Below are 24,260 nucleotides of genomic sequence, written 5' to 3'. Positions count from 1 at the left end.
GGAACGTGATCATGAGAAAGATCCGTCATTTGCGTGCCGCATCGGCAGCAGCGCTGCTGGGAATTCCCGTTGTTCTGTCCGGTTGCGGCATGTTGGGGGCACAGTCATCCGAGGCCATCGATCCGCCGCCGCCGATCCAGGAGGCGGCCATGATCCAGGCTGCCGAGAGCAACGGCAAGATGGCGACTCTTCCGCTCACGACCGTCTACCTGCAGGATCAACAGGGGCTGCTTGCTCCGGTATCCTTCAATCTGCCGGCAAGCGTGGATGCAAGCAATCCCAAAACGGCGCTGGATGCGATGGTATTGGGCGGGGCTTATGCCGGCATGCTGCCTGAAGGATTTCAGGGCGTGCTCCCGCAGGGGACCGTGGTGCAGAACGTAACGGTTCATCCGGATGACAAGCTGGCCGTGGTGGAGTTTTCGGGCAACTTTGCCAAATACGAAGCCAAAAACGAGCGGCAGATCCTGGAGGCCATTACCTGGACATTGACGGGTTTGCCGGACGTGGAAAACGTACAGATTTGGGTGGACGGCAAAAAGCTGTCCCAGATGCCGGTCAACGGCACGCCGTTGTCCGAACGGCTGAACCGCACCGTGGGCATCAACCTTGATCTTGGCGACAGTTTTGCAACAAACAGCAGTCCGGTAACCGTCTACTTTTCCGCAGCCTCTCCGTCAGGAATACAATATTATGTTCCCGTCACGAGATTTGTCTCTCCGGGCGGGGACAAGGTACAAGCCGCGCTGAATGAGCTGATTAAAGGACCAGCGAAGAATACCGAGCTTCAAGAGGTCATGACGGGCGGCACGCAATTGCAATCGGTCAAAACGGAGGAAGACGGCACCGTGACGGTGGCGCTCAAGGACGACATGTTCACCGGAGGGGATCCGGTGCCGAGCGAACTGCTGCAATCGGTCGTGCTGACGACGACGGAAAACGCATCCGGCAAGGACGCCAAAGTGCAGATTGAATGGAACGGGGAGAAAGCGGTCATGGCCGATGATAATCAGGATTACAGCGCTCCGGTTTCCAAACCCGAGCACATCAACGAAATTCCGATTTAATATAGGACTCCGTTTAGGGTGCTTTTGGAAGAACTCTTTGGTAAAATATAAGGGATGCTTAATGTGCAATACATGCTCGACATTACAGGATGCTTAAGTCGTAGGAGGCAGAAATGATGAGATCTAACGGACGAAACAGCGAACAGCTGCGGCCGATGAATTTGACAATTAATACGAACAAATACGCCGAGGGCTCTGTATTGATTGAAGTCGGAGATACGAAAGTCATATGTACCGCAACGGTAGAAGAAAGGGTTCCTCCTTTCATGAAAGGACAAGGCAAGGGTTGGGTTACGGCGGAATATTCGATGCTGCCGCGCGCAACCCATACGCGCAACCAGCGGGAAGCGAGCCGGGGCAAGCTGACCGGGCGCACGATGGAAATCCAGCGTTTGATCGGCCGTGCCCTGCGCTCGGTCGTCAACTTGCAGGCCCTTGGCGAACGGACGATTACGCTCGATTGCGACGTCATCCAAGCGGATGGCGGGACACGCACCACGTCCATTACCGGTTCCTTCGTCGCGCTGGCGCTGGCCGTAAACAAAATTGCCCAGCAGCACAAATTGCAGGTGTTCCCGATTACGGATTTCATCGCAGCGGTCAGCGTTGGCGTTGTAGGCGAGCAGCCTGTGCTCGATTTGAATTACGACGAAGATTCCAAGGCCAAAGTGGACATGAACCTGGTCATGACCGGCAGCGGAAAATACGTTGAGCTCCAAGGCACGGGCGAAGAAGCCCCATTCGACCGTCGCGAGTTGAACACGATGCTGGAGCTTGGCGAGCGCGGCATTCTGGAGATGATCGAACGCCAGAAAGAAGTGCTCGGACCGATTGCGCTCAAGATCGGCGCCAAAGGTTTGGGAGAGGCTTGAGATGAGACTGGACAGCCCAACGATCATCGTTGCTACTCGCAATCAGGGAAAGGTCAGGGAGTTTGCCCATGCCTTCGCGCCCCTTGGCAAAGAGGTCAAAAGCATGTTCGATTATCCGGAACTGCCGGACGTCGTTGAGGATGGCACTACTTTTGCCGAGAACGCCTGGAAGAAAGCGAAAGCGGTAGGGGATGCGCTTGGCATGCCTGTGCTCGCGGACGATTCCGGTCTCTGCGTCGATCTGCTGGACGGCGAGCCGGGGGTGTATTCGGCCCGTTACGCTGGAGAAGGCGCCACCGACGAACGTAACAATACGAAGCTTCTGGCCGCGCTGGAATCGCTCAAATCCGGCGAGGACACGCAGCAGCCGCTGCTCAGCACGGCACGGTTTGTCTGCGCATTGGTGTTGTACGATCCCGCTACCGGAGACAAATACGAGACAGAAGGAACCGTGGAAGGCTGGATTACGAGCGATGCCGCCGGCGAAGGCGGCTTCGGCTACGATCCGCTGTTTTACGTGCCCGAATACGAAAAAACGATGGCTGAACTTTCGTTGGAGCAAAAGCAGGCCATCAGCCATCGGGGTCATGCGCTTCGAGCGCTCGTAGACAGAATCAAGGCCTAGCATTCGGGGACCGAAAGCGATAAAACGGACGGATTATAAGAGATGAGTTGCTGCTGCTCCCGTGTGAATACGGCTTGAAGGAACTAAAGCGTTTATTGCAGGATGGTCATTTTCTACGTTTTTACGGGGAGGACCACCTGTTATTAACGCTTTTTTTCGTTTTGGCATTAGCCTTCCGTAATTGTAATTCCACCCAAATACCTATTGGCAAGAGGGTAATCCATATTTTAGAATAGAAACATATGTTCCTGTTTTTTCAGGGGTTGAATTAGCAGTTTCATGTTTCTGCATTCGTCTAGGGCAGCGGTTGGAAGAAGTTGCAAGCCTTGGGCGATATGGGGTACCATTTCAGGGTGACGGACCATTTTATGAACTCAAATGGAGGGGAATAGCGCATGCAGGAAGTTAAGCTTACGGTCTCTTACGACGATTATGAGGAAGGCATTCGCATGGAGGGTTTGTTGAAGGAACTCGCGGGCAAGCCGGAAAGCAAAACGTTGGAAAGCCTCATCATCGGCGACTGGGGGCAGGCTTACGAAAATTCGCCGGAGGAATTCATCGACACGCTGGTCGGACTGGCTCCGAATTTTCCGGCACTGAGGAAATTGTACATAGGAGAAATGGACAGTGAGGAATGCGAGGTGTCGTGGATCGTCCAGACGGATTTGACGCCTTTGCTCGGAGCATTTCCGGAGCTTACATCGTTCACGGTACAGGGGAGCAATGAGCTTAGCCTGGAACCGCTGCGGCATGCCAAACTGGAGGAACTCGTCATTGTCTGCGGAGGTCTCCCGAAAGGGGTGCTGGCTTCCATCGCCAAAGCGGAATTGCCTGAACTGCGCAAGCTGGAAGTGTATCTTGGCGTGGAGGATTACGGATTTGACGGTTCGCTGGAGGATGTGCTGCCTTTGATGGATAAGGAGCGTTTTCCGAAACTGGTATACCTCGGATTGAAGGATAGCGAAATCCAGGACGAAATCGCCAAAGCGGTGGTGCAGGCACCGATCATGGATCAGCTTGAGGTGCTGGACCTTTCCGAAGGCACGTTATCCGATGAAGGCGCGGAAGCGCTGCTGGCCAGCGATAAAATCAAGGGGCTGAAGCATCTTGATCTTCATTACCACTACATGACGGATGAAATGCTGATTCGCTGGAAGCGCTCGGGGTTACCTGTAAACGTCAGCGATCAACAGGACGGCGATGAGGATGATTGGCGTTATCCGGCCTTAACGGAATAATGATGCTTGATCATGCCAATGCGGGTTTCGGCAGAAGCTTGCCGGATCATCGGTGTAAGACGTGGGGAGACGTGCCCATGATGGTCATCGGCAACCCGGATAACCGCCGCACGGAGGACATGCAGCAGGCCAGGCGCCGATGCGGTTTAAAACCTGCGATCGTGCTGCCCTACGCCCGCTTGCTTCAGACCTGGCGTTCAGGCGGTTCGCTCGCCGATGCTGCCGGACAGGAATGGCGGGAGCCGAGGGGGGACGGCCCCGTGTTGGTCCGGCTTGATGCGCCGGGCGAGGACTGGACGGTGGAACGTGAGTTGATCGCGCTTGGTGCGGCAGAGGGACCTGGTCAAGAGAAGGACTCCAATCGTGATCCTGCCGGGTCGATGTTTATTGCTGCCGAAGATGCGCTGAGTATGGAGTACGTGTGGGGACGCATTTACGCTCCAAGTCAGTGGTTTCGTGGCTGGAAGGCATGTTTGCAGCGGCTTGATGAAGAGGTGCGGGAGTTGTGGCCGAGTGCTCGTTTCCTGAATGATCCGAAGGATATCGCCATCATGTTTGACAAAAGAAAATGCCAGCGGCATTTGGGCGATCATGGCATATCCGTACCTCCAGTGCTGCCGCAATCGGAACATGTAAGGAGTTACGCCGGCTTGCGGGCGGCGATGCTGGACTCGGGCATGCATCGCGTCTTTGTGAAATTGGCCAGCGGGTCGGGTGCTTCGGGCGTGGTCGCTTATCAGCTGAACCCGCGTACGGGCGCGGAAATCGCGGTGACGACTGTAGGCATGGAGCGCAGCGCAGGCGAAACGTTTTTCTATAATGAGGGACGACTCCGCCGGTATACGTCCGGGGAAGACATCGAAACGCTGTTGGACTGGCTGTGTGCGGAGGGGGCGCGGATCGAGCGCTGGATGCCCAAGGCCACCCTGGAGGGTCGCAGCTATGACGTACGGCAGCTGGTGGCCGGTGGTCTTGCCGGACACGCGATCGTACGGCTGAGCCGTACCCCGATCACAAATCTGCACCTGCGAAACGAGCGCATGCTGCCGAAGGCGGCGGGCTTGTCCGAAGCGCGGATGGAACGCGTGCGGACGGCCGCGATGGCGACGATGTCCGCCTTTCCGAATTCCTGGTCTGCAGGCATCGACGTCATGCTGAGCGGATCGGAACCGCGCGCTTACGTGCTTGACGTGAACCCTTTTGGCGATTTGCTGTACAGGGTAGAATGGAACGGACTCGGAACTTACGAATGGGAAATGGAACTATTGCGAAAGGAGCCTTTGCACCAATGCCTGATATGAACACCATCGTGGGCTCCCATGATTTGTTGATGATTACGCTGGATACGCTTCGTTACGACGCAGCCAAGCTGGAGGAAGAGAATTGTCCCAACCTGTGCGGCACTGGCGGGTGGGAGAAACGTCATACGCCTGGCAGCTTTACTTATGCGGCCCACCATGCTTTTTTCGGCGGGTTCATGCCGACGCCCGCCAATACGGACAAAGCATCTCATGTGCGCCTGTTCCATTCCCGGAATACCGGGCTAAAGACGCACCCCCATACTTGGCTTTTTGACACCCCCGACATCGTATCCGGCCTTGCGGCGGAAGGGTACCGGACGATCTGCATCGGCGGCGTCATTTTCTTTACCAAAAAGAACCCGCTGGCCAAAGTGCTGCCCGGCTATTTCCAGCAAAGTTACTGGCGCATGAACTTTGGCGTGACGAACCCGCGTTCCACGGAACATCAGGTCCGGCATGCCTTGAAATTACTTGAACAGGCAGCGCCGGACGAAAAGTTGTTTCTGTTTCTGAACGTATCTGCCATACATGGCCCGAATCGGTATTTCGTGGAGGGGGCCCGGGAGGATTCCGTCGAAACGCAGCGGGCTGCGCTAAGGTACGTGGACAAGGCGCTCGGACCGTTGTTTGATGCGATGAGGAAGCGTTCGCGGCCGACGTTCTGTCTGGCTTTTTCCGATCACGGCACCTGTTATGGCGAGGATGGTTATCGGGGGCACCGGTTAGCGCATGAAGCAGTCTGGAACGTGCCTTACCGGGAATTTTTTTTGTAAAGGGGAGCACAGGATGGACGACTTGATTCAAAAGGTGACGCCGGGCAATTCCGTACAGCCCGACTCCGGTTTCGGACTCGGATCCGGACCTCATATCGGACTTAGGGAAGCCCTTTCTATACCCTACCGCTCGTATTTGTACTCGTATCCTCACAAGACGGCATATCGCGAACTGGACCCGCCGATTCCGCTTGGGCCGCTCTGGGAGCGGGAAGAGACGGAGACGTATTTTTTGTACATGCATATCCCGTTTTGCGCTGCGCGCTGCGGATTTTGCAATTTGTTCACGCTGCCTGACCGGCGTGACGATACCCATGAGCGCTATGTGGATGCTCTGGAACGCCAGGCCAGGCAGTGGGCGCCGCTTACGTCGCGCAGGCCGTATTCGCGTTTTGCGATTGGCGGAGGCACCCCCACGCTCTTGAATGAAGGGCAGTTGAACCGACTGTTCGATATCGCGGAAAACATAATGGGACTTGATGCGCATCAGGCTTCCATTTCGGTCGAGACATCCCCGGATACCGTGATCGACGGAAAGTTATCCATACTGAAGGAGCGCAGGGTGGATCGTGTCAGCATGGGCATCCAGAGTTTTATCGAGGCAGAAGCGGCAGCGATCTATCGCCCGCAAAAACCGATGGAGGTTGAGCGCGCGTTGGAGAAGCTTGCCCGTTATTCGTTTCCGCTGCTCAATCTGGATCTGATCTACGGCCTGCCGGGGCAAACCGTTGAATCATGGTTATACTCCCTGGAGCGTGCACTCTCCTATGAACCTGGAGAGATTTTCATTTATCCGCTGTATACGCGCGAGAATACGATCGTAAAGCCCGATGACATTGAGCGGCAGGGGCCTGACATTCGGATGGAGTTATACAAGGCTGCTCGGGAAGTATTGAAAAGCCGGGGGTACGTGCAGCATTCCATGCGTCGGTTCGCCAAAGAGCCATCTGTTTCAGACAAGCGGCTTCTGCCTTACAGCTGTCAGGAGGAAGGCATGGTCGGGCTTGGTTGCGGTGCCCGCTCTTATACGCGCGAGGTGCATTATGCTTCCAAGTATGGCGTAAGCTATAAAGAAACTCAAAGCATCATCGCCGATTATGTGGCCGCCGAACGATATGATGAGGCGGATTACGGGATCGTGCTGACCCGGGATGAACAGCAACGGCGCTTTATGCTGAAGGCTCTCCTGCACCGGGAAGGACTCGCCTTGATCGATTACAAGAACAGGTTTGGGACAGACGTTATGAGCGATTATTCATGGTTATCCGAGCTCATGACGGAAGGCATGGCGAGTTTGGAGCAGGAGAACGGCCAAACGATTTTAAGGCTGAACGAGGACGGGCTCGGTTATTCGGATGCGATCGGAGACTGGCTGATCTCGGCACAGATCCGTTCCCGGATGGAAGGATTCGTGTTCTCATGAAGGCTACCCTGTATTATCGCGGCAAGTTGTCGTCTTGCAATTACGATTGCCCGTATTGTCCTTTCAGCAAAACGGTGGACTCGAAGGAAACGCTGGAACTCGATAAACAACAGCTGCGCCAGTTTGTGGATTGGGTGAGAGAACAGTCCGCCGCGGGTCACCGGTTGTCCCTTTTCTTTAATCCGTATGGCGAAGCGCTCATAAGAAGCTGGTACCGTGAGGCAATGGTGGAGCTTTCGCATATGGAGCATGTGGAGAAAGTGGCCGTGCAGACCAATCTGTCTGTCAAGTTGGACTGGGCCGGGGAATTGAATCGGGAAACGGCAGCCTTCTGGGCTACGTATCATCCGCGGGAAACCAAAGAGGAAAACTTTGTTAGGCAGTGTCTGACTTTGCGAGAGTTGGGACTTGATTTCAGTGTGGGAACTGTGGGGCTGCGAAGCGCCTTTCCTGCGATTGAATCGATGCGTCAGGCATTGCCGGAGGACGTATATTTGTGGGTAAATGCATTTAAGGATAAGCCCAATTATTATTCTGTTGAAGAGATCCGTTTTCTGCAATCGATCGATCCGTTGTTCGAGGGGAATTTGCGCGACTATCCGAGTTTGGGCAAAGCCTGTGCCGCTGGTTCGACGGTGTTTTATGTCCAAGGTTCCGGTCATGTAAGACGCTGCTACAAGGATCGGCGCATCATCGGTCATCTGTACCGTGACGGATTGGAATCGCTGGCGGCTGACCGGCCATGCGGCATGAGCAAATGTGGTTGTTACATTGGTTATATTCATATGGCCGATTCTCCGTTTGCAGAGCTCTTCGGCGAAGGTTTGCTTGAACGTAATGCGATCACGGCCATGCAGCGATAAAGATTTGCCCATATGGAAGCACCCTTTTCAGTTAAACGCTACTGAAGAAGGGTGCTTTTTTGAGCTTAACGAATGCTTACTTTATATGTGCTCAACCACGAATTGATTTGCGATAAATAGGCGAACAATTGCGGACCCGACATTAACTGGCCAAACCACGGAAGATTGGAAGAAGCATCCGGTGAGGAGGCCAGATCGCGAATTTTTTCTTTATCGATTAGGGGCAGTATTGGAGAGGACGAGTCGTCCAGTATATCCAGCACCTGTTTTTTGACCTCGGCCAAGTATTGTGGGTTATGCGTTTTGGGATACGGGGTTTTTTTGCGGTACAGTACATCATCCGGCAATACACCTTCCAGTGCTTTACGGAGAATGCCTTTTTCCCGTCCTCCCGTTATTTTCATTTCCCAAGGAATATTGAATACATACTGAATCAATCGATGATCGCAATAAGGCACGCGTACTTCCAAACCGGCACCCATGCTCATCCTGTCTTTGCGATCCAGCAGAGTAGGCATGAAACGTGTAATGTTCAGGTAGGACATGACCCTCATTTGTGCCGTTTTTCCCTTTTCGCCCGGAAGGACGGGTACTTCGGCTACAGCGTCTGCATATCGGTCTGCAAGATAGTCCAGTGGACGAATCCATTCCCGGACGTCAGGGGATAACAAGCCGGCTCGCATGTCAGGCGCAACGGACCAGGGGAACGTTCCCGAATTCAGCATTTCTTCCCGATGAAACCATGGGTATCCGCCGAACACTTCATCGGCTGCTTCGCCCGAAATGGCGACGGTAGCACCCTTTTTGATTTCCTTGCAAAACAAGTATAAGGAAGAATCTACATCCGCCATGCCTGGAAGATCGCGTACCAGCATCGCTTGTGTCAGGGCCTTGACCAGGTCGCCATTCTCGATTTCGATCCAGTGATGGTCCGTCTTCAATTCGTCGACCATGCGTTGAATCCATGGTCCGTCCGCACCCGGCTGAAAGGAATGGGCCTGAAAATGCTTGGCATTGTCCACGTAATCTACGGAATAGGTACTCACCTGCCCCTGTCCCGTCCGGTTATAGTAGTCCACGGCGAGTGCGGACAAGGCGCTGGAGTCCAGTCCGCCGGACAACAGCGAGCATACGGGAACGTCGGAAGCGAGCTGCCGCTCCAGCGTATCTTGCAGAAGCAGACGAATCTGGGCGGCTGTTTCGTCCAGATTGTGCTCATGCTCCGCACTTTCAAGCTTCCAATACGGATAGATCTGAACACCATCCCTGTTATAAACGAGCGCATGTGCAGGCTTGAGCTCATGCATGGAGGAGTATACGCCATGGCCGGGCGTTCGTGCCGGACCGATGATGAAAACTTCTGCCAATCCTTCAGGGCCTACGGCTGCATCCACGTCCGGATGCAGAAGAAGTGCTTTAGGCTCCGAACCAAAAACGAGCGTGTCCTTTACGTGGCTGTAGAACAGGGGTTTGACACCGAGGCGATCACGCGCCATGAATACCTGCTCCCGTGCCCCATCCCATATCGCAAAAGCATAAATGCCGTTAAAGCGTTCCACGCAGGCTGGTCCCCACTCGATATAAGCGGTCAACAGCACTTCGGTGTCGCATTGCGTGCGGAAATGATATCCTCGCTGAAGAAGTTCCTTCTTCAACTCGGGCGCATTGTATAATTCTCCGTTATACACGATGGTATAAGAGGTATCTCCCTGAAACGCATGCATCGGTTGGGCTCCGTTCTCCGGATCCATGACACTGAGCCGGCGATGACCAAAAGCGCATGGGTTGGAAATCCATGTACCTGAAGCGTCGGGCCCCCGGTTCGACAAACTGTCCGTCATTCGGACAAGCAGCTCCGATTCCTGGGTCAAATCCCGATTCCATTGTATGAAGCCGGTTATACCGCACATGGTTTGTTCATCCTTTCTTAGTCGAGTGTTGATCTGTATAGATGTTTTCTTATCTTGTAATCACGGCCAGCAAATACGGTTTTTTCGTCGGAAGTGTAACAAATATATGCCGAAAGTAGGCATAAAATGTCTGTCCGCTTCGGAAACTATATCTGAGGACCAGGTTCGAAGCATGCCACGCAAAGGAGAATTTCTAAATATGGGAAAGCCCATTTACTACGTTTCGGTGGCTGGCCGTTCCGTGTTACCGGACCAACATGCTGCATCGTACGAATGGACCATCCAAGCCACACCGGATGAAGCCCTGCAGCTGCAGAGACTGCTTGATTTAATGCAGGAGAAGGAAGAGGAGGCTTTTCCGGGAATGGTATTGCCCTGGCCAGATACACCGGAGGAATCCGTAAATCGTGCCTACGAAATAGCGCTGCAAAACGTATACGGAGAGATCTACCGTTTGGGGACTTCCGAAACGAGACGTGAAATCGAGCAAACGACATGAATGGAGAAGGAGCGCGATATAACATGTATGCTATTCAGGATGCCAAAATTCGCAGATTAACCGAAGTGGATGGTTTGTCTTGCGCCGAAGTTGAGGTCCAGCCTGCCAATGCCGGAGATCCGTCGTTGCTGGTCTATGTGGCAGCAAGCCAGCCGCAAAATACGCTGCAAATCACTCGGATCGTGCGCAATCATTCGGATTCCACCCTCGACTGGTACAACAATAACCTGCACACCGCTTTTGAGGAAGCGACCGAAACGGCGTTTCAGAACAGTGAGGGCATTACCTCAGGAGAGGACAAAGCACGTTTCGAACAGGAGCTTTTCGGCTTTGGTTTGCTTGGTCCGACTTTGCAACGGTATTTGCTTGGTCAACGCTGAGATTGGGCGAGTTGATGGCTCCATCAACTACCTGCCAGCTTCGAGAGTAAGCTTGTTCCCCCGGAGCATACTATAGACAGTTCCGGGGAGGTGATTGCAATGGCTTCCAAGTACAAGAAAAACAAAGGGAACCAATACGCGCATCATACCGAGTTTGCCGAGGAAGTGCTGGCGAAAAACAGCAAGCATGCCGCCCAGAAAAATCCGTGGCGTCAGGGAAACAAGTAACCGGAATGCAAGGCCCGTCGTTCTTTGTAACGACGGGTTTTACTGCTTTATGTTTTAACGGTCTTGGCCTATTTCTCCATATCGGTCTGAAGCATGAAGATGATGGAGAAGGATTATTAATTTTTTAAAAAAAGTATTGAAAATTATAGAAATTGGAGTATAATAGAGAACGTTCCGAAAAAAATAATACATACTTGTCCCAGTAGCTCAGCTGGATAGAGCAACGGCCTTCTAAGCCGTCGGTCGGGGGTTCGAATCCCTCCTGGGACGTAAAAAGAAAAGCTCTGAGAAGAGCTTTTTTTGCGTCCGGGGATGAGAACCCCAATGGTTCGTCGGAGCATAAGCTTCGGGAGGAATACATCGCAGTCTCGACTAGAAGGAGAGTATCCCTCCTGGGACGTAAAAAGAAAAGCTCTGAGAAGAGCTTTTTTTGCGTCCGGGGATGAGAACCCCAAAGGTTCGTCGGAGCGAAGCTTCGGGAGGAATACATCGCAGTCTCGACTAGAAGGAGAGTATCCCTCCTGGGACGTAAAAAGAAAAGCTCTGGCAAGAGCTTTTTTTGCGTCCGGGGATGGAGAACCCCAATGGTTCGTCGGAGCATAAGCTTCGGGAGGAATACATCGCAGTCTCGACTGAAAGGAGAGTATCCCTCCTGGGACGTAAAATAAGCTCTCTTAATATAAACCCGAAAAAATATTCACACGTTAACGGAGAGGCAGAACCAATCTGAAGAAGCGAAGCGGGCGCGTTTATCACCGGATTTTTCCTTTGGGAAAAGGAATCGGAAAAAATCTGGGGATAACAGCGATCGGAAGATGGTACTGCACTCGTAGTGGCCTAGTGTGATTTATTGTTAAGGCTTCCATTAGGGGATGAGAACCCCAAAGGTTCGTGGGAGCAGCACTTTCAGCGGGCGTTTGTCAAAAGGAGCTTCCTGAGATAAGCTTTGGTGGCATCCGTTGATAAGGGGGAAAACAGATCTTGAACAAAATGATCCAAATCAGAGCTTTGAAATATCCGGATATTCCGCACTATGAATGGGAGGGGCAGCTGATTGAAAGTACACCCGATCATGTGATCGTCTTTTGCAAACCGGGCAGGCAGCTGATCCACCATACCAAAAACAAGGTGTTTACCATGGAACATGCGTCCATCGAATATTTTTCCCTGAAGGAATGGTTTACGGCTGCCATGGCTGTTGTCGATGGGGAGGTTTCGTTCACGTATTGCAATGTGGCCATGCCTTCTGTTTGGACTGATAAGGGGCTTCAATTTACGGATTTGGATCTGGATTTGATCCGGGAAAAGGATAAGGAATGGGTCGTCGTGGATGAGGACGAGTTCGAGTCTAACAGCATGATGTACCGATACCCAGTGGAGTTAAAGTCTGAAGCCATCGATGCGCTTGAACGCTTGAAAAACAAAGCCATGCACAAAACGTTTCCGTTTAACCTCGATTTCATCCGCAAATACGCTTTTCATGATTCATTGTATGAGTAAATGGCCTTTGAAAGACAGCTTTTGGTGCTCCTGTTCAAAGGGAGGCCATTCGCCTTTTGTATAGGTAATTCCTATCAACAAAATTAGTTTTATATATTTCATCTATAAATAAATTTGTGCCACAATATAGATATCTTATCGAAAGCGCAGGTGGTGTTTATGCAATCCATCAACCAATGGAAGGCAGCGGATTATGATGACAAGCTGGCCTTTGTATCGGAATATGGGAAGACGCTAATCTCATGCTTACAGCCGCAGAAGGGGGAACGCATTCTCGATCTGGGCTGCGGGACGGGGGATCTGACATTCGAAATTTCGCAATCGGGAGCGGAAGTTGTTGGCTTGGACGCATCTTCTGACATGATTCACCGCGCGAAGGAGAAGTTCCCTGAGCTTGAATTTATCCAAGGCGATGCACATCACTTTGAAATGCGCGGACGCTATGATGCCGTTTTCTCGAATGCAGCCCTTCATTGGATGCGAGGCCCAGAGCTTGTTGCCGGCCGGGTATGGGACGTGTTGAAACCCGGAGGTCGCTTTGTGGCCGAGTTTGGAGGAAAGGGAAATGTGCAAACGATCGTGAAGTCGCTGGAAGAAGTGATTGAGCGCAAAACGGGCATCAACGCCGCCGAACGCAATCCGTGGTATTTTCCGACGATCGGGGATTACACCTCTCTGTTGGAAAAACAAGGCTTTATGGTTCGTCAGGCCTACCACTATGACCGTCCGACCAAATTGGCCGACGGAGAATCGGGTATTGAAGGGTGGCTCGCCAACTTTGGCGGGGATTATTTTCAAGGCATGAATGATGATATGGTTAACGCAATCTGTCAGGAAGTCAGCGAGATTGTGGTGCCGCAGTTATGGAACGGCGATGCCGTCTATGCCGATTATAAACGCATTCGGATTGAAGCGATCAAACCAGAGTGTTTTTAAATCGAAGTTACGGTTTTGGTTGGTAAAGTATACCGAGCATGTATGTGAACCGAAGGATCAGGAACGTTCTCTTCAACGAGAAGCCTGGTCCTTTTTTTATGGCATGGACTTTTGGCACGGGCGATAGCATCGACAAAATAAGCAGTTTGTCACATTTCTATTTAAAAGGACCCATATCACCAATTTTTATATAAAAAATGTAATTATTTAGAAGGTTTACGTGGTGTTCTGCTCGAATAATTTACCAAGGGTCAAACTCTGGTTGAAGGAGGGATCGTTGATCGGGAGAGATGCTGTGTCGTTGCTTGGTGACCCGAACCGTTTTAGCGAATTAGCGAAAAAACCATGAGAAGGAGGGCTTGGCCATGAGTAAACGATTGTTGTCCGCATTTTTAAGCGCATTGTTGATGAGTACTGCCATCTTGCCGGCGGCTGGAGCCGCTCCAGCCGATCCGGCCGTTTCGCTCGAAGCGCCTGGTGCAGCCGAATTTAAGCAGTGGAAGGAAATTTTGGAGCAGCGGGAAGAACGACTGGGTGCCGAACCCTATCTGGATCAAAGCCTTGAAGGCCTTGGTGGACAGACAACCAAAGTCATCGTGGAGCTTTCCGATAAACCCGTGGCTGTAGCGCAAGGGGAAGCGACCCTTTCCGGCCGATCATTCACCTCCTCTATGGAAACAAATGCTGTCGCGCGAGTAGAACAACAACAACAGACATTTGTACATAACCTCACAAAGAACAACATCAGCCACGAGGTCGTGGAAAACTATGAATATGCGCTTAACGGAATAGCCCTTGAGGTAAAAGGAAACCAGTTGGGGCAATTGATTCGTATGCCAGGGGTGGTCAGCGTTTATCCCGATACGGAAATATCTCTGGCACCAGAGAACGAAGAAGTCAATCCTTATATGAAGGATTCGGCGCCTTTCATTGGAGCCCCTGAAGTTTGGGAGCTTGGATACACGGGCGAGGGCGTCAAAGTCGGTGTCATTGATACGGGGATCGATTACGAGCATCCCAACCTCAAGGACGCCTATAAAGGCGGATGGGATTTTGTCGACAACGACGATGATCCGTACGAAACGACGCATGAAGAGTGGAAAGGTTCGGGGCAACCCGAATTTAACGAAAACGGCAGTGCATACTACACCTCTCACGGAACGCATGTTGCCGGTACCATCGCTGCCCGCGAAGCAGGCGATTTTGGCGTAAAAGGAGTAGCGCCTGAGGCCGAAATCTATGCCTACCGAGTGCTGGGCCCTTACGGCAGCGGCCAAACCTCCTGGGTTTTGGGCGGGATTGACCGTTCGGTGGAAGACAATATGGATATCATCAACCTTTCATTGGGCAATAAGTCGAACGATCCTAGTTATGTGACCTCTGTGGCGTTGAACAACGCGATGCTGGCTGGCGTCACCTCGGTCGTTGCAAGCGGCAATGATGGGCCTAATCGCTATACGTTGGGCTCGCCGGGTGCCTCGGCCATGGCGATCACGGTAGGGAATTCCACGGGACCGAGCCAGACGATTGCGGCAGATGCGCATTTTTGGATCGGCACGGAGGGCAAAGGGCAACTGCCTGAGGAACAACCCGTACCTGATGCAGAGCAAACACCCGAGTTGGGTCTTGTGCCAGAGGTAAACGATGAGGATGTCTCTGCTCAGGGCATGCCCGAGAATGGGGCAATATCCGATGATTCTTCGTTGAGCGCCCCCAAAGAGGAGCCTGCTGTTTCGGAAGAAGCCGCAGAGCACACCGAGCCTGAACAGGGAGCCGATGCTGATGGAGAATCGGGTCTTGAGGAACGTGTTGCTAATGAAGAACGTCCTGTAAGTGTACCTTCTGCGCCTGCAGAAGAAGACTCCAATTCAACGCCTGCAGTGGAAGCAGGTCTTCCTGCGCTTGATGCAGCGGCTGCTGATTCTTCGTCGGTAACAGAGTCCGTTTATCATCTGGATTTGATGGGATGGAATCTTGCGGAAGACCCGGAGGCGGTCTTGAATGGAAAATACGAATTGGTGTACACCGGTTTGGGCAAACCGACCGATTTCGAAGGTAAAGAGATAAACGGTAAAATTGCGCTTATCCAACGCGGCGAGCTGGCGTTCGTGGAGAAGATCGCCAATGCCAAAGCGGCGGGCGCAGTAGCCGTCATTGTGTTTAACAATATTCCTGGCCCGATTGGGGTAAGCCTGGGGGATGATTTCGAATTCATTCCCGCCCTGAGCATGAGCAAGGAAGATGGAGAAGCCATCAAGGCTCAACTGGATGCCGGCCTTAAGGTCGAGGTCAGCTTCAGCGATTTTGTCAAAGACATGGCACCAGGCGACGAAGTATATTCTTCGAGTTCCCGCGGACCTGCCAAAGTTACGCTAGACATTAAGCCGGACGTGGTGGCACCGGGAACAAGCATCTTGTCCACGATTCCTGCTTATGGCAAAGATGAGCCGGGAGCGGATTATACGCAGGCCTATGGCCGCAAAACGGGGACAAGCATGGCTACCCCGCATGTGGCGGGACTAACTGCTTTGCTCATCGAGAAACATCCCGATTGGACTCCTTTTGACATTAAAGCTGCGCTCATGAACAACACCAAGATTCTGGATACTGCCAGCTATGACGTATTCGATCAAGGGGCTGGCCGCGTTCAGGCGGTTGAAGCGTTCGATCCCGAGGCTTTCGTGAAAGTCATGGACGTGACGAAATATACGGTCAGCGGCGAAGAGATCGAAAAAGAAAACATAACGGGCAGCATCAACTTTGGCAATTTCTTGAGCACGGACGAAAAAACGGCCAGCAAAACGATCAAGGTACAGGCGCTTAAGGGAGAAGGCGGGGATTATGCCGTATCCGTCAATCCGACGCGCACCGTGAACGGTGTTTCGGTATCCGTGGACAAGGCGTCCTTCACGCTGAACGGGGAGGAAGAAGTACAGGTTACGATTACAGTTCCAAAAGGCGTGACCACTGTAGGAGAAGCCCAAGGTTACCTTCAATTCAGCCATGGAACGAAAACGTACAGCGTGCCGTACGTAGCCCACTTCAATCTGACACAATCCGGCGTCAAGTATATCGAAACGAAATATGGCAATGAAACGAATCCTTTCCATTATCCGCTCAAGGCGGACGGTACGTTGGATACGTTGAACGTGGCGATGGAATTCCACAATCCGATGAATTTTGCGTTGATCGAAATTTTCAACGGCCTGGATCCGGAAGGTGGCCCTTACCAGGATGGATACATCGGGTACATTTTCGGAAATTATTATAACTTCAATGCAAATACGAGATACAATTTGGCTTGGACCGGGAATTATTTGGACTATGCGACAGAAGCAGCAATGGATATCCCGGACGGGTTGTACACCGTGGATATTACGTCGATCGGAACGGACGGCAAAACGTATGTCGAAGACACGCCTCCGTTTTTGGTAAAGAAGACAGCCCCGGTCGTGACGGCTCCAGAGAAGCTTGAATTCGAACATGATGAAACGGTTGTCGTTGACGGCAGCGTGAAAGATTTGTACTTTCAGGTTGCCCCAGCGCTCCAAAGCGGCTGGAACATCGAGTTTGACCCTGCAGGCTCGTTGGACGCTGCGTATGTTGTGAAAAAGGAGGATGGATCCGTCTATGCGGAAGGCAAGTTAGACGTGCAGAACGACGGTACCTTCAGCCTTCCTTTGGAGGGCATCGAAGCCGGCGAATATGTCGTCGAGTTCAGCGTAAAAGATCAACAGGGGCTTGTCGGTACCGCCAGAACGGCGCTCAGCTTGAAGTTCACGGAGCCTGAGCCGGAAACACCGGCAACCCGGGCGCCAGGAACCCCTGTATTGTCCCACAACAACGGTCATGCCAATGGCCTGCTCGGAGGCTCGTATACCGTTAGCATGAACATGTGGTGGGGGGAGAATGCCACAAGCTATAAGCTTTATGAAGACGGCGTGTTAATCGATACCCAGAAGCTGACCTATAATGCGCCTATGGCACAATTTGCCCAAACGAAGATTACCGGCAAAACAAATGGCACCTATACGTATGTAGCAGAACTGACAAACGACAAGGGCACAACGCGCAGTCAAACGCTGACTGTCCGGGTTACCGATGCATCGCCAGGCAAGGCTGTACTTTCCCACGATAACTGGGATGGAGATGGAAACTACAAGATCACCATGAACTTGTGGTGGGGAACCAATGCGACGGAGTATCGTCTTTACGAAAATGATCAGTTGATCGATACTCAAGCACTGGGCGCAGCTACGCCTTCTGCTCAACGTGCGGTTAGCGAGCTGTCGGGTCGTGCTTCAGGTACGTATACGTACAGGGCGGAATTAATCAACGAAGCTGGAGTGACCAGCACCGATAAAATTACGGTAAAAGTGAAGTAGAATATAGGACAACATCAAAACGGCCTTCATCCTTGATTTCAAGGGATGAAGGCCGTTTTGATTGGATTTGTATTTTCGTTTCGGCGGTGTGAAATTTACCCGATTACGCGATCCTTGCTTGCCTGGATGCCTGCGATTAATAAAACAACGGCAAGGATAACCTGAACTAACAGGGGAATGGTCCATCCTTTCGTCCAATCATGCAGCACGCCGAATAACAAAGGACCACCTGCTGCCAGCATATAACCAAAAGACTGGGCCATGCCCGACATGCTCGCAGCCTGCCTCGCGTCACTTGTGCGAAGAACAAAGAACATGGTTACTACGCCGAATGAAGCACCTGCTCCGATGCCTGCCAAAATGACGCCCGCGGTCACGAGGGAAGAAATGCCGCTTAACAAGAAGGAATACCCAATAATCAAAGACGAGCAAGTCATGATGGTAAGAACACGTTGATCTCTGGTTCTTCCGGCAAGAATGGGAACGATGAAGCTCGCCGGCACGCTAACCATTTGCATGAGAGAAAGAATCCAGCCTGCAGAGGTGGCACTAAAGCCTTGTTCGGCAAGAATCTCCGGAAGCCAGGTAATCGTGGTATAAAATATTAAAGACTGCAGCCCCATAAACATGGTAATGGCCCATGCGAGCGAAGAAGTGCGAAGCCGTACGGTCGATCCCTGTACATGGCCTGACACTTGAAGCTTCTGCCGGCGTCCTGCCGCGACGTGCGGGATCCACAACACAAGCGCCAAGATGGATAATAAAGCCCACATGCCTAATGAGGCGCGCCATCCCATGGAGGTTGCCCCCGACGCCGGCACGCTGATCCCGGAAGCGATGGCGCCGAATATGTTCATCGATACGGAATATAGTCCGGTTACGATGCCTACCCTTAAAGGGAAGTCCCGTTTGATCAAGCTTGGAAGCAGCACATTGCTTAACGCTATGCCGCATCCCAGAATGGCCGTTCCCGCATATAAAGCAAAAACGGAGGGCAGCAATCTTAAGGCCACCCCAAGGGTCACGATCATAATGGCCACAAACAAGGCAATTTCTAATCCCCAACGTTTGGCCAGGCGCGGTGCGAAGGGAGAGACCGCGGCAAAGGCAAGCAGAGGGAGCGATGTTAAGAGCCCTGCCATCGTATGGCCGATTCCCGTGTCTGCGCGGATCATTTCCACGACGGGACCGGTGGCCGTAATCGGTGAACGCATGGTGGCCGCGATAACGATAATGCCTGCCAATAACAGGCCGAATTTCTTCGATGCAGCCGAATGCTCTTCTGCAGAAGAAGGGGAAGAAGCGTGTTGCTGTATTGATAATGACATGGCAAAGTCTCCTGTGTTCTATGAAGTGAATATGTATGCATTGATACATACACATCTGCAAGCATAACACTACATGTCAATGCCTTCAATGGGAGGGCAAAAGATACGATGCTTAAGATGTATCGGTTTAAATATGTAATTATAAACGCATATAAAATGGAGGGGCGTAGTAGTCAGAGTGGATAAAAAGTGGAGTGCGTCGAATCTGGCGCAAGTTATTTGGAGATTCTTCAATGGGATTCTCATCCCCGGAACGCAAAAAAAGCTCTTATTCAGAGCTTTTTCATTACGTCCCAGGAGGGATACTCTCCTTACAGTCGAGACTGCGATGTAATCCTCCCGAAGCCTATGCTCCGACGAACCAATGGGGTTCTCATCCCCGGAACGCAAAAAAAGCTCTTAACAGAGCTTTTTCATTACGTCCCAGGAGGGATACTCTCCTTTCAGTCGAGACTGCGATGTAATCCTCCCGTAGCCTATGCTCCGACGAACCAATGGGGTTCTCATCCCCGAAACGCAAAAAAGCTCTTAACAGAGCTTTTTCATTACGTCCCAGGAGGGATGCTCTCCTTACAGTCGAGACTGCGATGTAATCCTCCCGAAGCCTATGCTCCGACGAACCAATGGGATTCTCATCCCCGGACGCAAAAAAAGCTCTTCTCAGAGCTTTTCTTTTTACGTCCCAGGAGGGATTCGAACCCCCGACCGACGGCTTAGAAGGCCGTTGCTCTATCCAGCTGAGCTACTGGGACATATTTTTTTCGCGCAAAAATGATTATATCACAATGAATTCGGGAGATCAAGTGTTTTGTTTATGTTGGTCAATTGCCACGATGTTCGGCAGGATTGAGCTCGTTCCCCTCTTTTATTTTGAAATTAAAGATCTGTATGATTTCTTGCAGAGTTGACCAAACTGAGGAATTGGGATTTAAGGGTGCCTAAATATATGACTGATATTTTTCTTCCAAATACCAGATCGGAAAATTCCCTCAGTCTTCAAGCTCTAACGAACATAAGAAGTCTTATATGCTGATTTTAAGGGGGCAGAAACTTCTAACGAACCTGAGCGCTGCTATTTGGTGGTGTTTAGCCTGTTCATACCATATACCGTCTGAATAGCGTGTCTAAAGTTCGCTAGAAAATGAACATGCCCGAAAAGCAGTAAATGAGGTGTCTCAGATTCGTAAGAGGTAGGTTCGGTACAGGTGCTGACCGTTGGCGACTTCCAGCACCTGTTGATCCGACAAAATGGAGGCACTTCTGATATTGCAAGAAAAACAACCGATAAACGCGGTCTGTCTTCTTTGACGGATACACCGATTGAAGTTTTTCTTATAATATCAAACTGAGATCCAACAAGACACACTTCTGATATTGCAAGAAAAACAACCGATGAACGCGGTCTGTCTTCTTTGATGATACATCGATTGAAGTTTTTCTTATATTTGGCATTATGTTAGAATATCAGGTGAACTCGGGAAATGGACGCGTTTTTCGTTTAATATACATCGAATCGGGGTTTGATGCCACTGATGATTCAGGACATATGAGGAGGTGCTCCTTATCAAGGAATCCAATAATCGGGAAACCGGTAAGGACAATAATTTAATTCTTTTTCCGAAAACGCTGGACTATTACCAAATTCAGTTGACGGTTATGCTGGAGAACGAACGGTATGGCGAAGCGATGAATATGCTGCGATTCTTGTTGCAGTGCCAAGGGGAAGAGGAACGGCATCATGAGGAATGGAGAGCGCTGCTCGAATGGCTTGAGGCTGCTTTTCCCGAATACGAGCAGATGGCGGAGACCGAGCAGGAGGATCAGGACGAAGAAATCAGCGAACAAGACATGGCTCGCGAGCATGCCCGACTTAAGCTTGAGCAGGATAGCGGTTATGCAGACAAACTGCTTCGCACGGTAAAGGAAGAGCCGTTATCCGAACAAACGATGCTGGCTCTGGAGCAGCTGGCTTACCTGGAGCTGCCGGAAATCGATGACGCGCTTATAGATTGGTTAAAGGAAAAGGCGCTTCATCCTTTGCTTCAATTCCGCGTGCTTCAGACACTGAGGCGCAGAGGCGTGCAGCAGGTCGTGTCTTTTACACGGGGAGAAGAAAGGATCGAGGTGGATGTAGAAACGGTTCCGCTTAGTCCGGAGGATTTTCCGATCCAGATTGTTCACATTTTGGAAAGGGTCGCCGATCAAACGGAAGTGCACGAGCCAACGCTTTTTTATTTTGCACAGGAATTATGGGTGCAGTTTGTCATGGCCGTGTACGGGACGCGTGATTACCAAACGATGCTTGAAGATGATGATTTGATGACCGACATCTGGGCAGCCGCCCTGCACATGACCGTGGCTGACAGTTTGGGCGGGGCACATGACGAGGAAGAAATTCGTTCCATGTATGCTGTTTCGGGGCCTTTGCGCTTCCGATTGGAGCAGGCATATCGTTCCATGAAACAATTTGTTTCGACAGGTTTGGAGGGCGGGTAGGGGGCGGAAACGTTTTCCTTAACCTGCCTCAAGGGATTCCCCTTGAAAAAGAATGTAAACTTGTTTATACTAAAATGGTTATTTTGTGATCGCCTACGTGAACATGTGAATTTTTGGAGGGGACAGTTTATAATGAAAGCAACTTGGGAAAAGATAGAGAAGAACGTTGGGGTTCTTGAAGTTGAAGTGGATGCAGAACGTGTAGCTGCAGCTCTCGACAAAGCTTTTAATAAAGTGGTAAAACAAGCGAACGTGCCTGGATTCCGTAAAGGTAGAGTGCCACGTCCGATTTTTGAAGCGCGCTTCGGCGTGGAAAGCCTGTATCAGGATGCAATCGACATTCTGCTGCCAGAGGTTTACACTGAAGCGATCGATCAAACGGATATTTTCCCGGTAGATCGTCCTGACGTGGACATCGAGCAATTTGGCAAAGGACAAGCTTTCAAATTCAAAGCAAAAGTAACCGTTAAGCCTGAAGTAACGCTGGGCGACTACAAAGGTGTGGAAGTTGCTGTAGCAAAAGCTGAAGTAACTGAAGCAGACGTAAATGAAGAGCTCGAGCGTCTTCAACAACGTCATGCAGAACTCGTTGTGATCGACGAAGGCGCTGCACAAAATGGCGATATCGCTGTAATCGACTTCGACGGCTCCGTTGACGGTGTTCCTTTCGAAGGCGGCAAAGCGGAGCGTTACTCCTTGGAGCTGGGCTCCAACACATTCATTCCAGGTTTCGAAGAGCAAGTTGTGGGTCTGTCCACAGGCGACTTCAAAGACGTGGAAGTGACTTTCCCTGAAACGTACCATGCTGCCGAACTGGCTGGCAAACAAGCCGTATTCAAAGTGAAAGTTCACGAAATCAAACGCAAACAGCTTCCTGAGCTGGATGACGAGTTTGCTAAAGACGTCAGCGAATTCGATACTCTGGAAGAGTACAAGGCTGACCTGAAAACACAACTGGAATCCCGCAAAGCGGACGAGTTCAAAGGCGCTCAAGAGAATGCCGTTGTGGAAAAAGTGGCCGAAAACGCCGAAGTGGAAATCCCTTCTGCGATGATCGACAGCGAAGTTCAAAACATGATGCGCGATTTCGACAACCGTCTGCGCAGCCAAGGCATGAACCTCGAAATGTTCCTGAGCTTCTCCGGTCAAACGCAAGCTGACCTGAGAGGACAAATGAAAGACGATGCAGCGAAGCGCGTTCGCAACAACCTCGTGTTGGAAGCTGTAGGTAAAGCGGAAAACATCGAAGTTTCCGACGAAGAAGTGAATCAAGAGCTTGAAAAAATGGCCGAGTCCTACAAGCGTTCCGCTGAAGAGATCCGCGGCATTCTGGAAAGCAACGGTTCCCTTGACAGCCTTCGCGAAGAAGTGAAACTGCGCAAAACCATCGACGTTCTCGTGGAGAACAGCACTGTGGTTGAGCCGGTTGAAGCTCCAGCGGAAGAAGCTGCTGCAGAAGCTGACGAAAAATAAGACAAGCTGTTGGATAACAGCTGAATAACGATAAGGCACGTGATTCATTGCGTGCCTTATTTTTAAATTACGACATCCATTTTATGCATAAATGATTCACGAAATGGATGGTTTTTTACCGGCTGCAGATTCCGATTCCCGGCGGAGCGAATTAAAAAGGGATAAGGGCATAGGATGCCTCCGATTTGCACATACATAGAAAACATGGTTAAATATGATCAGGCTAAAAAGCAAACCAACTTTTACTTGACACATTCCTGGAAAAATGACATTGTCATCGGAACGTGTTAGAATAAAATTTGGGGTATGCTTTAATGGTGGCCCGATGTCCAATTACATGTAGAAAAGAGGTTGGTCTCATGAGTCTGGTGCCAATGGTTGTGGAACAAACCAATCGAGGCGAACGGTCTTACGATATATATTCGCGTTTGCTGAAGGATCGCATTATCTTTCTGACCAGTGCGATTGATGACGATGTAGCCAATCTTGTCATAGCACAGCTTTTGTTCTTGGCGGCCGAGGATCCCGAGAAGGATATCAGCTTGTACATTAATTCGCCGGGTGGCTCTGTCACCGCAGGAATGGGTATATACGATACGATGCAATATATTAAGCCAGATGTTTCTACCATCTGCGTAGGGATGGCGGCAAGTATGGGATCGTTGCTGCTGACAGCCGGCGCGCCTGGCAAAAGATATGCGCTCTCCAATAGCGAAGTGATGATCCACCAGCCGCTCGGCGGCATACAAGGACAGGCTGCGGACATTAAAATCCATGCAGACTGGATCATCAAGACGCGCCAAAAATTGAACCAGATTTACGTCGAACGTACAGGTCAGCCCCTTGATAAAATTGAGCGGGATACGGACCGTGATTTTTTCATGAGCGCTGAAGAAGCCAAGGCTTACGGCATTATTGACCAGGTGCTCACCAGACCGATCAATTCCTAAAGGGGTGGTTTCA

General features: G+C 51.2%; 19 protein-coding genes and 2 tRNA genes. 18 read left to right on the top strand and 3 right to left on the bottom strand.

Annotated features, from left to right (window positions below):
• Nucleotides 1-11: 11 nt before the first annotated feature.
• The 8 genes from L6H98_RS08880 to L6H98_RS08845 all read left to right on the top strand — a co-directional run bounded on the left by L6H98_RS08880 (nt 12) and on the right by L6H98_RS08845 (nt 8,162).
• Nucleotides 12-1,067, top strand: coding sequence for a GerMN domain-containing protein (locus L6H98_RS08880; RefSeq protein WP_236414453.1), 1,056 nt, complete (start codon nt 12-14; stop codon nt 1,065-1,067).
• Nucleotides 1,068-1,180: 113 nt separating this feature from the next.
• The gene (rph, locus tag L6H98_RS08875; RefSeq protein ID WP_290371430.1) at nt 1,181-1,939 is read left to right on the top strand and encodes a ribonuclease PH; all 759 of its coding nucleotides are present in this window, start codon (nt 1,181-1,183) and stop codon (nt 1,937-1,939) included.
• 1 nt (nt 1,940) lies between these two features.
• Entirely contained in the window at nt 1,941-2,564 is a 624-nt protein-coding gene (locus tag L6H98_RS08870; RefSeq protein ID WP_236414451.1) for an XTP/dITP diphosphatase, read from the top strand.
• A gap of 395 nt (nt 2,565-2,959) precedes the next feature.
• Nucleotides 2,960-3,802, top strand: a complete 843-nt coding sequence (locus tag L6H98_RS08865; RefSeq protein WP_236414449.1) for an STM4015 family protein — start codon at nt 2,960-2,962, stop codon at nt 3,800-3,802.
• A 77-nt stretch (nt 3,803-3,879) separates the two neighbouring features.
• Nucleotides 3,880-5,103, top strand: coding sequence for an STM4014 family protein (locus L6H98_RS08860; RefSeq protein WP_236414447.1), 1,224 nt, complete (start codon nt 3,880-3,882; stop codon nt 5,101-5,103).
• Nucleotides 5,091-5,876 (top strand): STM4013/SEN3800 family hydrolase, encoded by a 786-nt coding sequence (locus tag L6H98_RS08855; protein ID WP_236414445.1) that lies wholly within the window; start codon nt 5,091-5,093, stop codon nt 5,874-5,876. Before L6H98_RS08860 ends, L6H98_RS08855 begins: the two co-directional genes overlap by 13 nt.
• A 13-nt stretch (nt 5,877-5,889) precedes the next feature.
• Complete coding sequence (locus L6H98_RS08850) at nt 5,890-7,299, top strand: STM4012 family radical SAM protein (RefSeq protein ID WP_236414443.1); 1,410 nt, start codon at nt 5,890-5,892, stop codon at nt 7,297-7,299.
• Nucleotides 7,296-8,162, top strand: coding sequence for an STM4011 family radical SAM protein (locus L6H98_RS08845; RefSeq protein ID WP_236414442.1), 867 nt, complete (start codon nt 7,296-7,298; stop codon nt 8,160-8,162). Before L6H98_RS08850 ends, L6H98_RS08845 begins: the two co-directional genes overlap by 4 nt.
• A gap of 65 nt (nt 8,163-8,227) precedes the next feature.
• Here the strand turns inward: L6H98_RS08845 and asnB are convergent, their stop codons facing one another.
• Nucleotides 8,228-10,072 (bottom strand): asparagine synthase (glutamine-hydrolyzing), encoded by a 1,845-nt coding sequence (gene asnB, locus L6H98_RS08840; protein ID WP_236414441.1) that lies wholly within the window; start codon nt 10,070-10,072, stop codon nt 8,228-8,230.
• Between the two features lie 199 nt (nt 10,073-10,271).
• Between asnB and L6H98_RS08835 the strand changes: the two genes are divergently transcribed.
• The 7 genes from L6H98_RS08835 (at nt 10,272) to L6H98_RS08810 (ending at nt 18,000) form a co-directional block, all read left to right on the top strand.
• Nucleotides 10,272-10,571, top strand: coding sequence for a hypothetical protein (locus tag L6H98_RS08835; RefSeq protein WP_236414440.1), 300 nt, complete (start codon nt 10,272-10,274; stop codon nt 10,569-10,571).
• A 23-nt stretch (nt 10,572-10,594) separates the two neighbouring features.
• The gene (locus tag L6H98_RS08830; protein WP_236414439.1) at nt 10,595-10,951 is read left to right on the top strand and encodes a hypothetical protein; all 357 of its coding nucleotides are present in this window, start codon (nt 10,595-10,597) and stop codon (nt 10,949-10,951) included.
• A 99-nt stretch (nt 10,952-11,050) separates the two neighbouring features.
• On the top strand, nt 11,051-11,179 hold the full coding sequence (locus tag L6H98_RS31265; protein WP_290371429.1) for a hypothetical protein: 129 nt from the start codon (nt 11,051-11,053) through the stop codon (nt 11,177-11,179).
• A gap of 196 nt (nt 11,180-11,375) precedes the next feature.
• Nucleotides 11,376-11,449 (top strand) — tRNA-Arg (locus L6H98_RS08825).
• A gap of 720 nt (nt 11,450-12,169) precedes the next feature.
• Entirely contained in the window at nt 12,170-12,679 is a 510-nt protein-coding gene (locus L6H98_RS08820) for a DUF402 domain-containing protein (protein WP_236414852.1), read from the top strand.
• Between the two features lie 159 nt (nt 12,680-12,838).
• Complete coding sequence (locus L6H98_RS08815) at nt 12,839-13,615, top strand: class I SAM-dependent methyltransferase (RefSeq protein ID WP_236414438.1); 777 nt, start codon at nt 12,839-12,841, stop codon at nt 13,613-13,615.
• A gap of 365 nt (nt 13,616-13,980) precedes the next feature.
• Complete coding sequence (locus L6H98_RS08810; protein ID WP_236414437.1) at nt 13,981-18,000, top strand: S8 family serine peptidase; 4,020 nt, start codon at nt 13,981-13,983, stop codon at nt 17,998-18,000.
• A gap of 95 nt (nt 18,001-18,095) precedes the next feature.
• Here the strand turns inward: L6H98_RS08810 and L6H98_RS08805 are convergent, their stop codons facing one another.
• Both L6H98_RS08805 and L6H98_RS08800 read right to left on the bottom strand, forming a co-directional pair.
• Nucleotides 18,096-19,328, bottom strand: a complete 1,233-nt coding sequence (locus L6H98_RS08805; protein WP_236414435.1) for an MFS transporter — start codon at nt 19,326-19,328, stop codon at nt 18,096-18,098.
• Nucleotides 19,329-20,006: 678 nt separating this feature from the next.
• Nucleotides 20,007-20,080: transfer RNA gene (locus tag L6H98_RS08800), tRNA-Arg, on the bottom strand.
• An 811-nt stretch (nt 20,081-20,891) separates the two neighbouring features.
• On the opposite strand from L6H98_RS08800, the gene L6H98_RS08795 reads away from it, so the two are divergent.
• The 3 genes from L6H98_RS08795 to clpP all read left to right on the top strand — a co-directional run bounded on the left by L6H98_RS08795 (nt 20,892) and on the right by clpP (nt 24,247).
• Nucleotides 20,892-21,824 (top strand): hypothetical protein, encoded by a 933-nt coding sequence (locus L6H98_RS08795; RefSeq protein WP_236414851.1) that lies wholly within the window; start codon nt 20,892-20,894, stop codon nt 21,822-21,824.
• A 132-nt stretch (nt 21,825-21,956) separates the two neighbouring features.
• Nucleotides 21,957-23,297, top strand: a complete 1,341-nt coding sequence (gene tig / locus L6H98_RS08790) for a trigger factor (protein WP_236414433.1) — start codon at nt 21,957-21,959, stop codon at nt 23,295-23,297.
• Nucleotides 23,298-23,656: 359 nt separating this feature from the next.
• Complete coding sequence (clpP, locus tag L6H98_RS08785; RefSeq protein WP_236414432.1) at nt 23,657-24,247, top strand: ATP-dependent Clp endopeptidase proteolytic subunit ClpP; 591 nt, start codon at nt 23,657-23,659, stop codon at nt 24,245-24,247.
• The last annotated feature ends 13 nt before the right edge of the window (nt 24,248-24,260 follow it).

The organism is Paenibacillus sp. JJ-223 (assembly GCF_927798175.1).
Classification (GTDB): Bacteria; Bacillota; Bacilli; order Paenibacillales; family Paenibacillaceae; genus Paenibacillus; species Paenibacillus hubeiensis.
The sequence above is the reverse complement of the archived record's forward strand: the minus strand, read 5'-3'. Positions and strand labels throughout refer to the sequence as shown.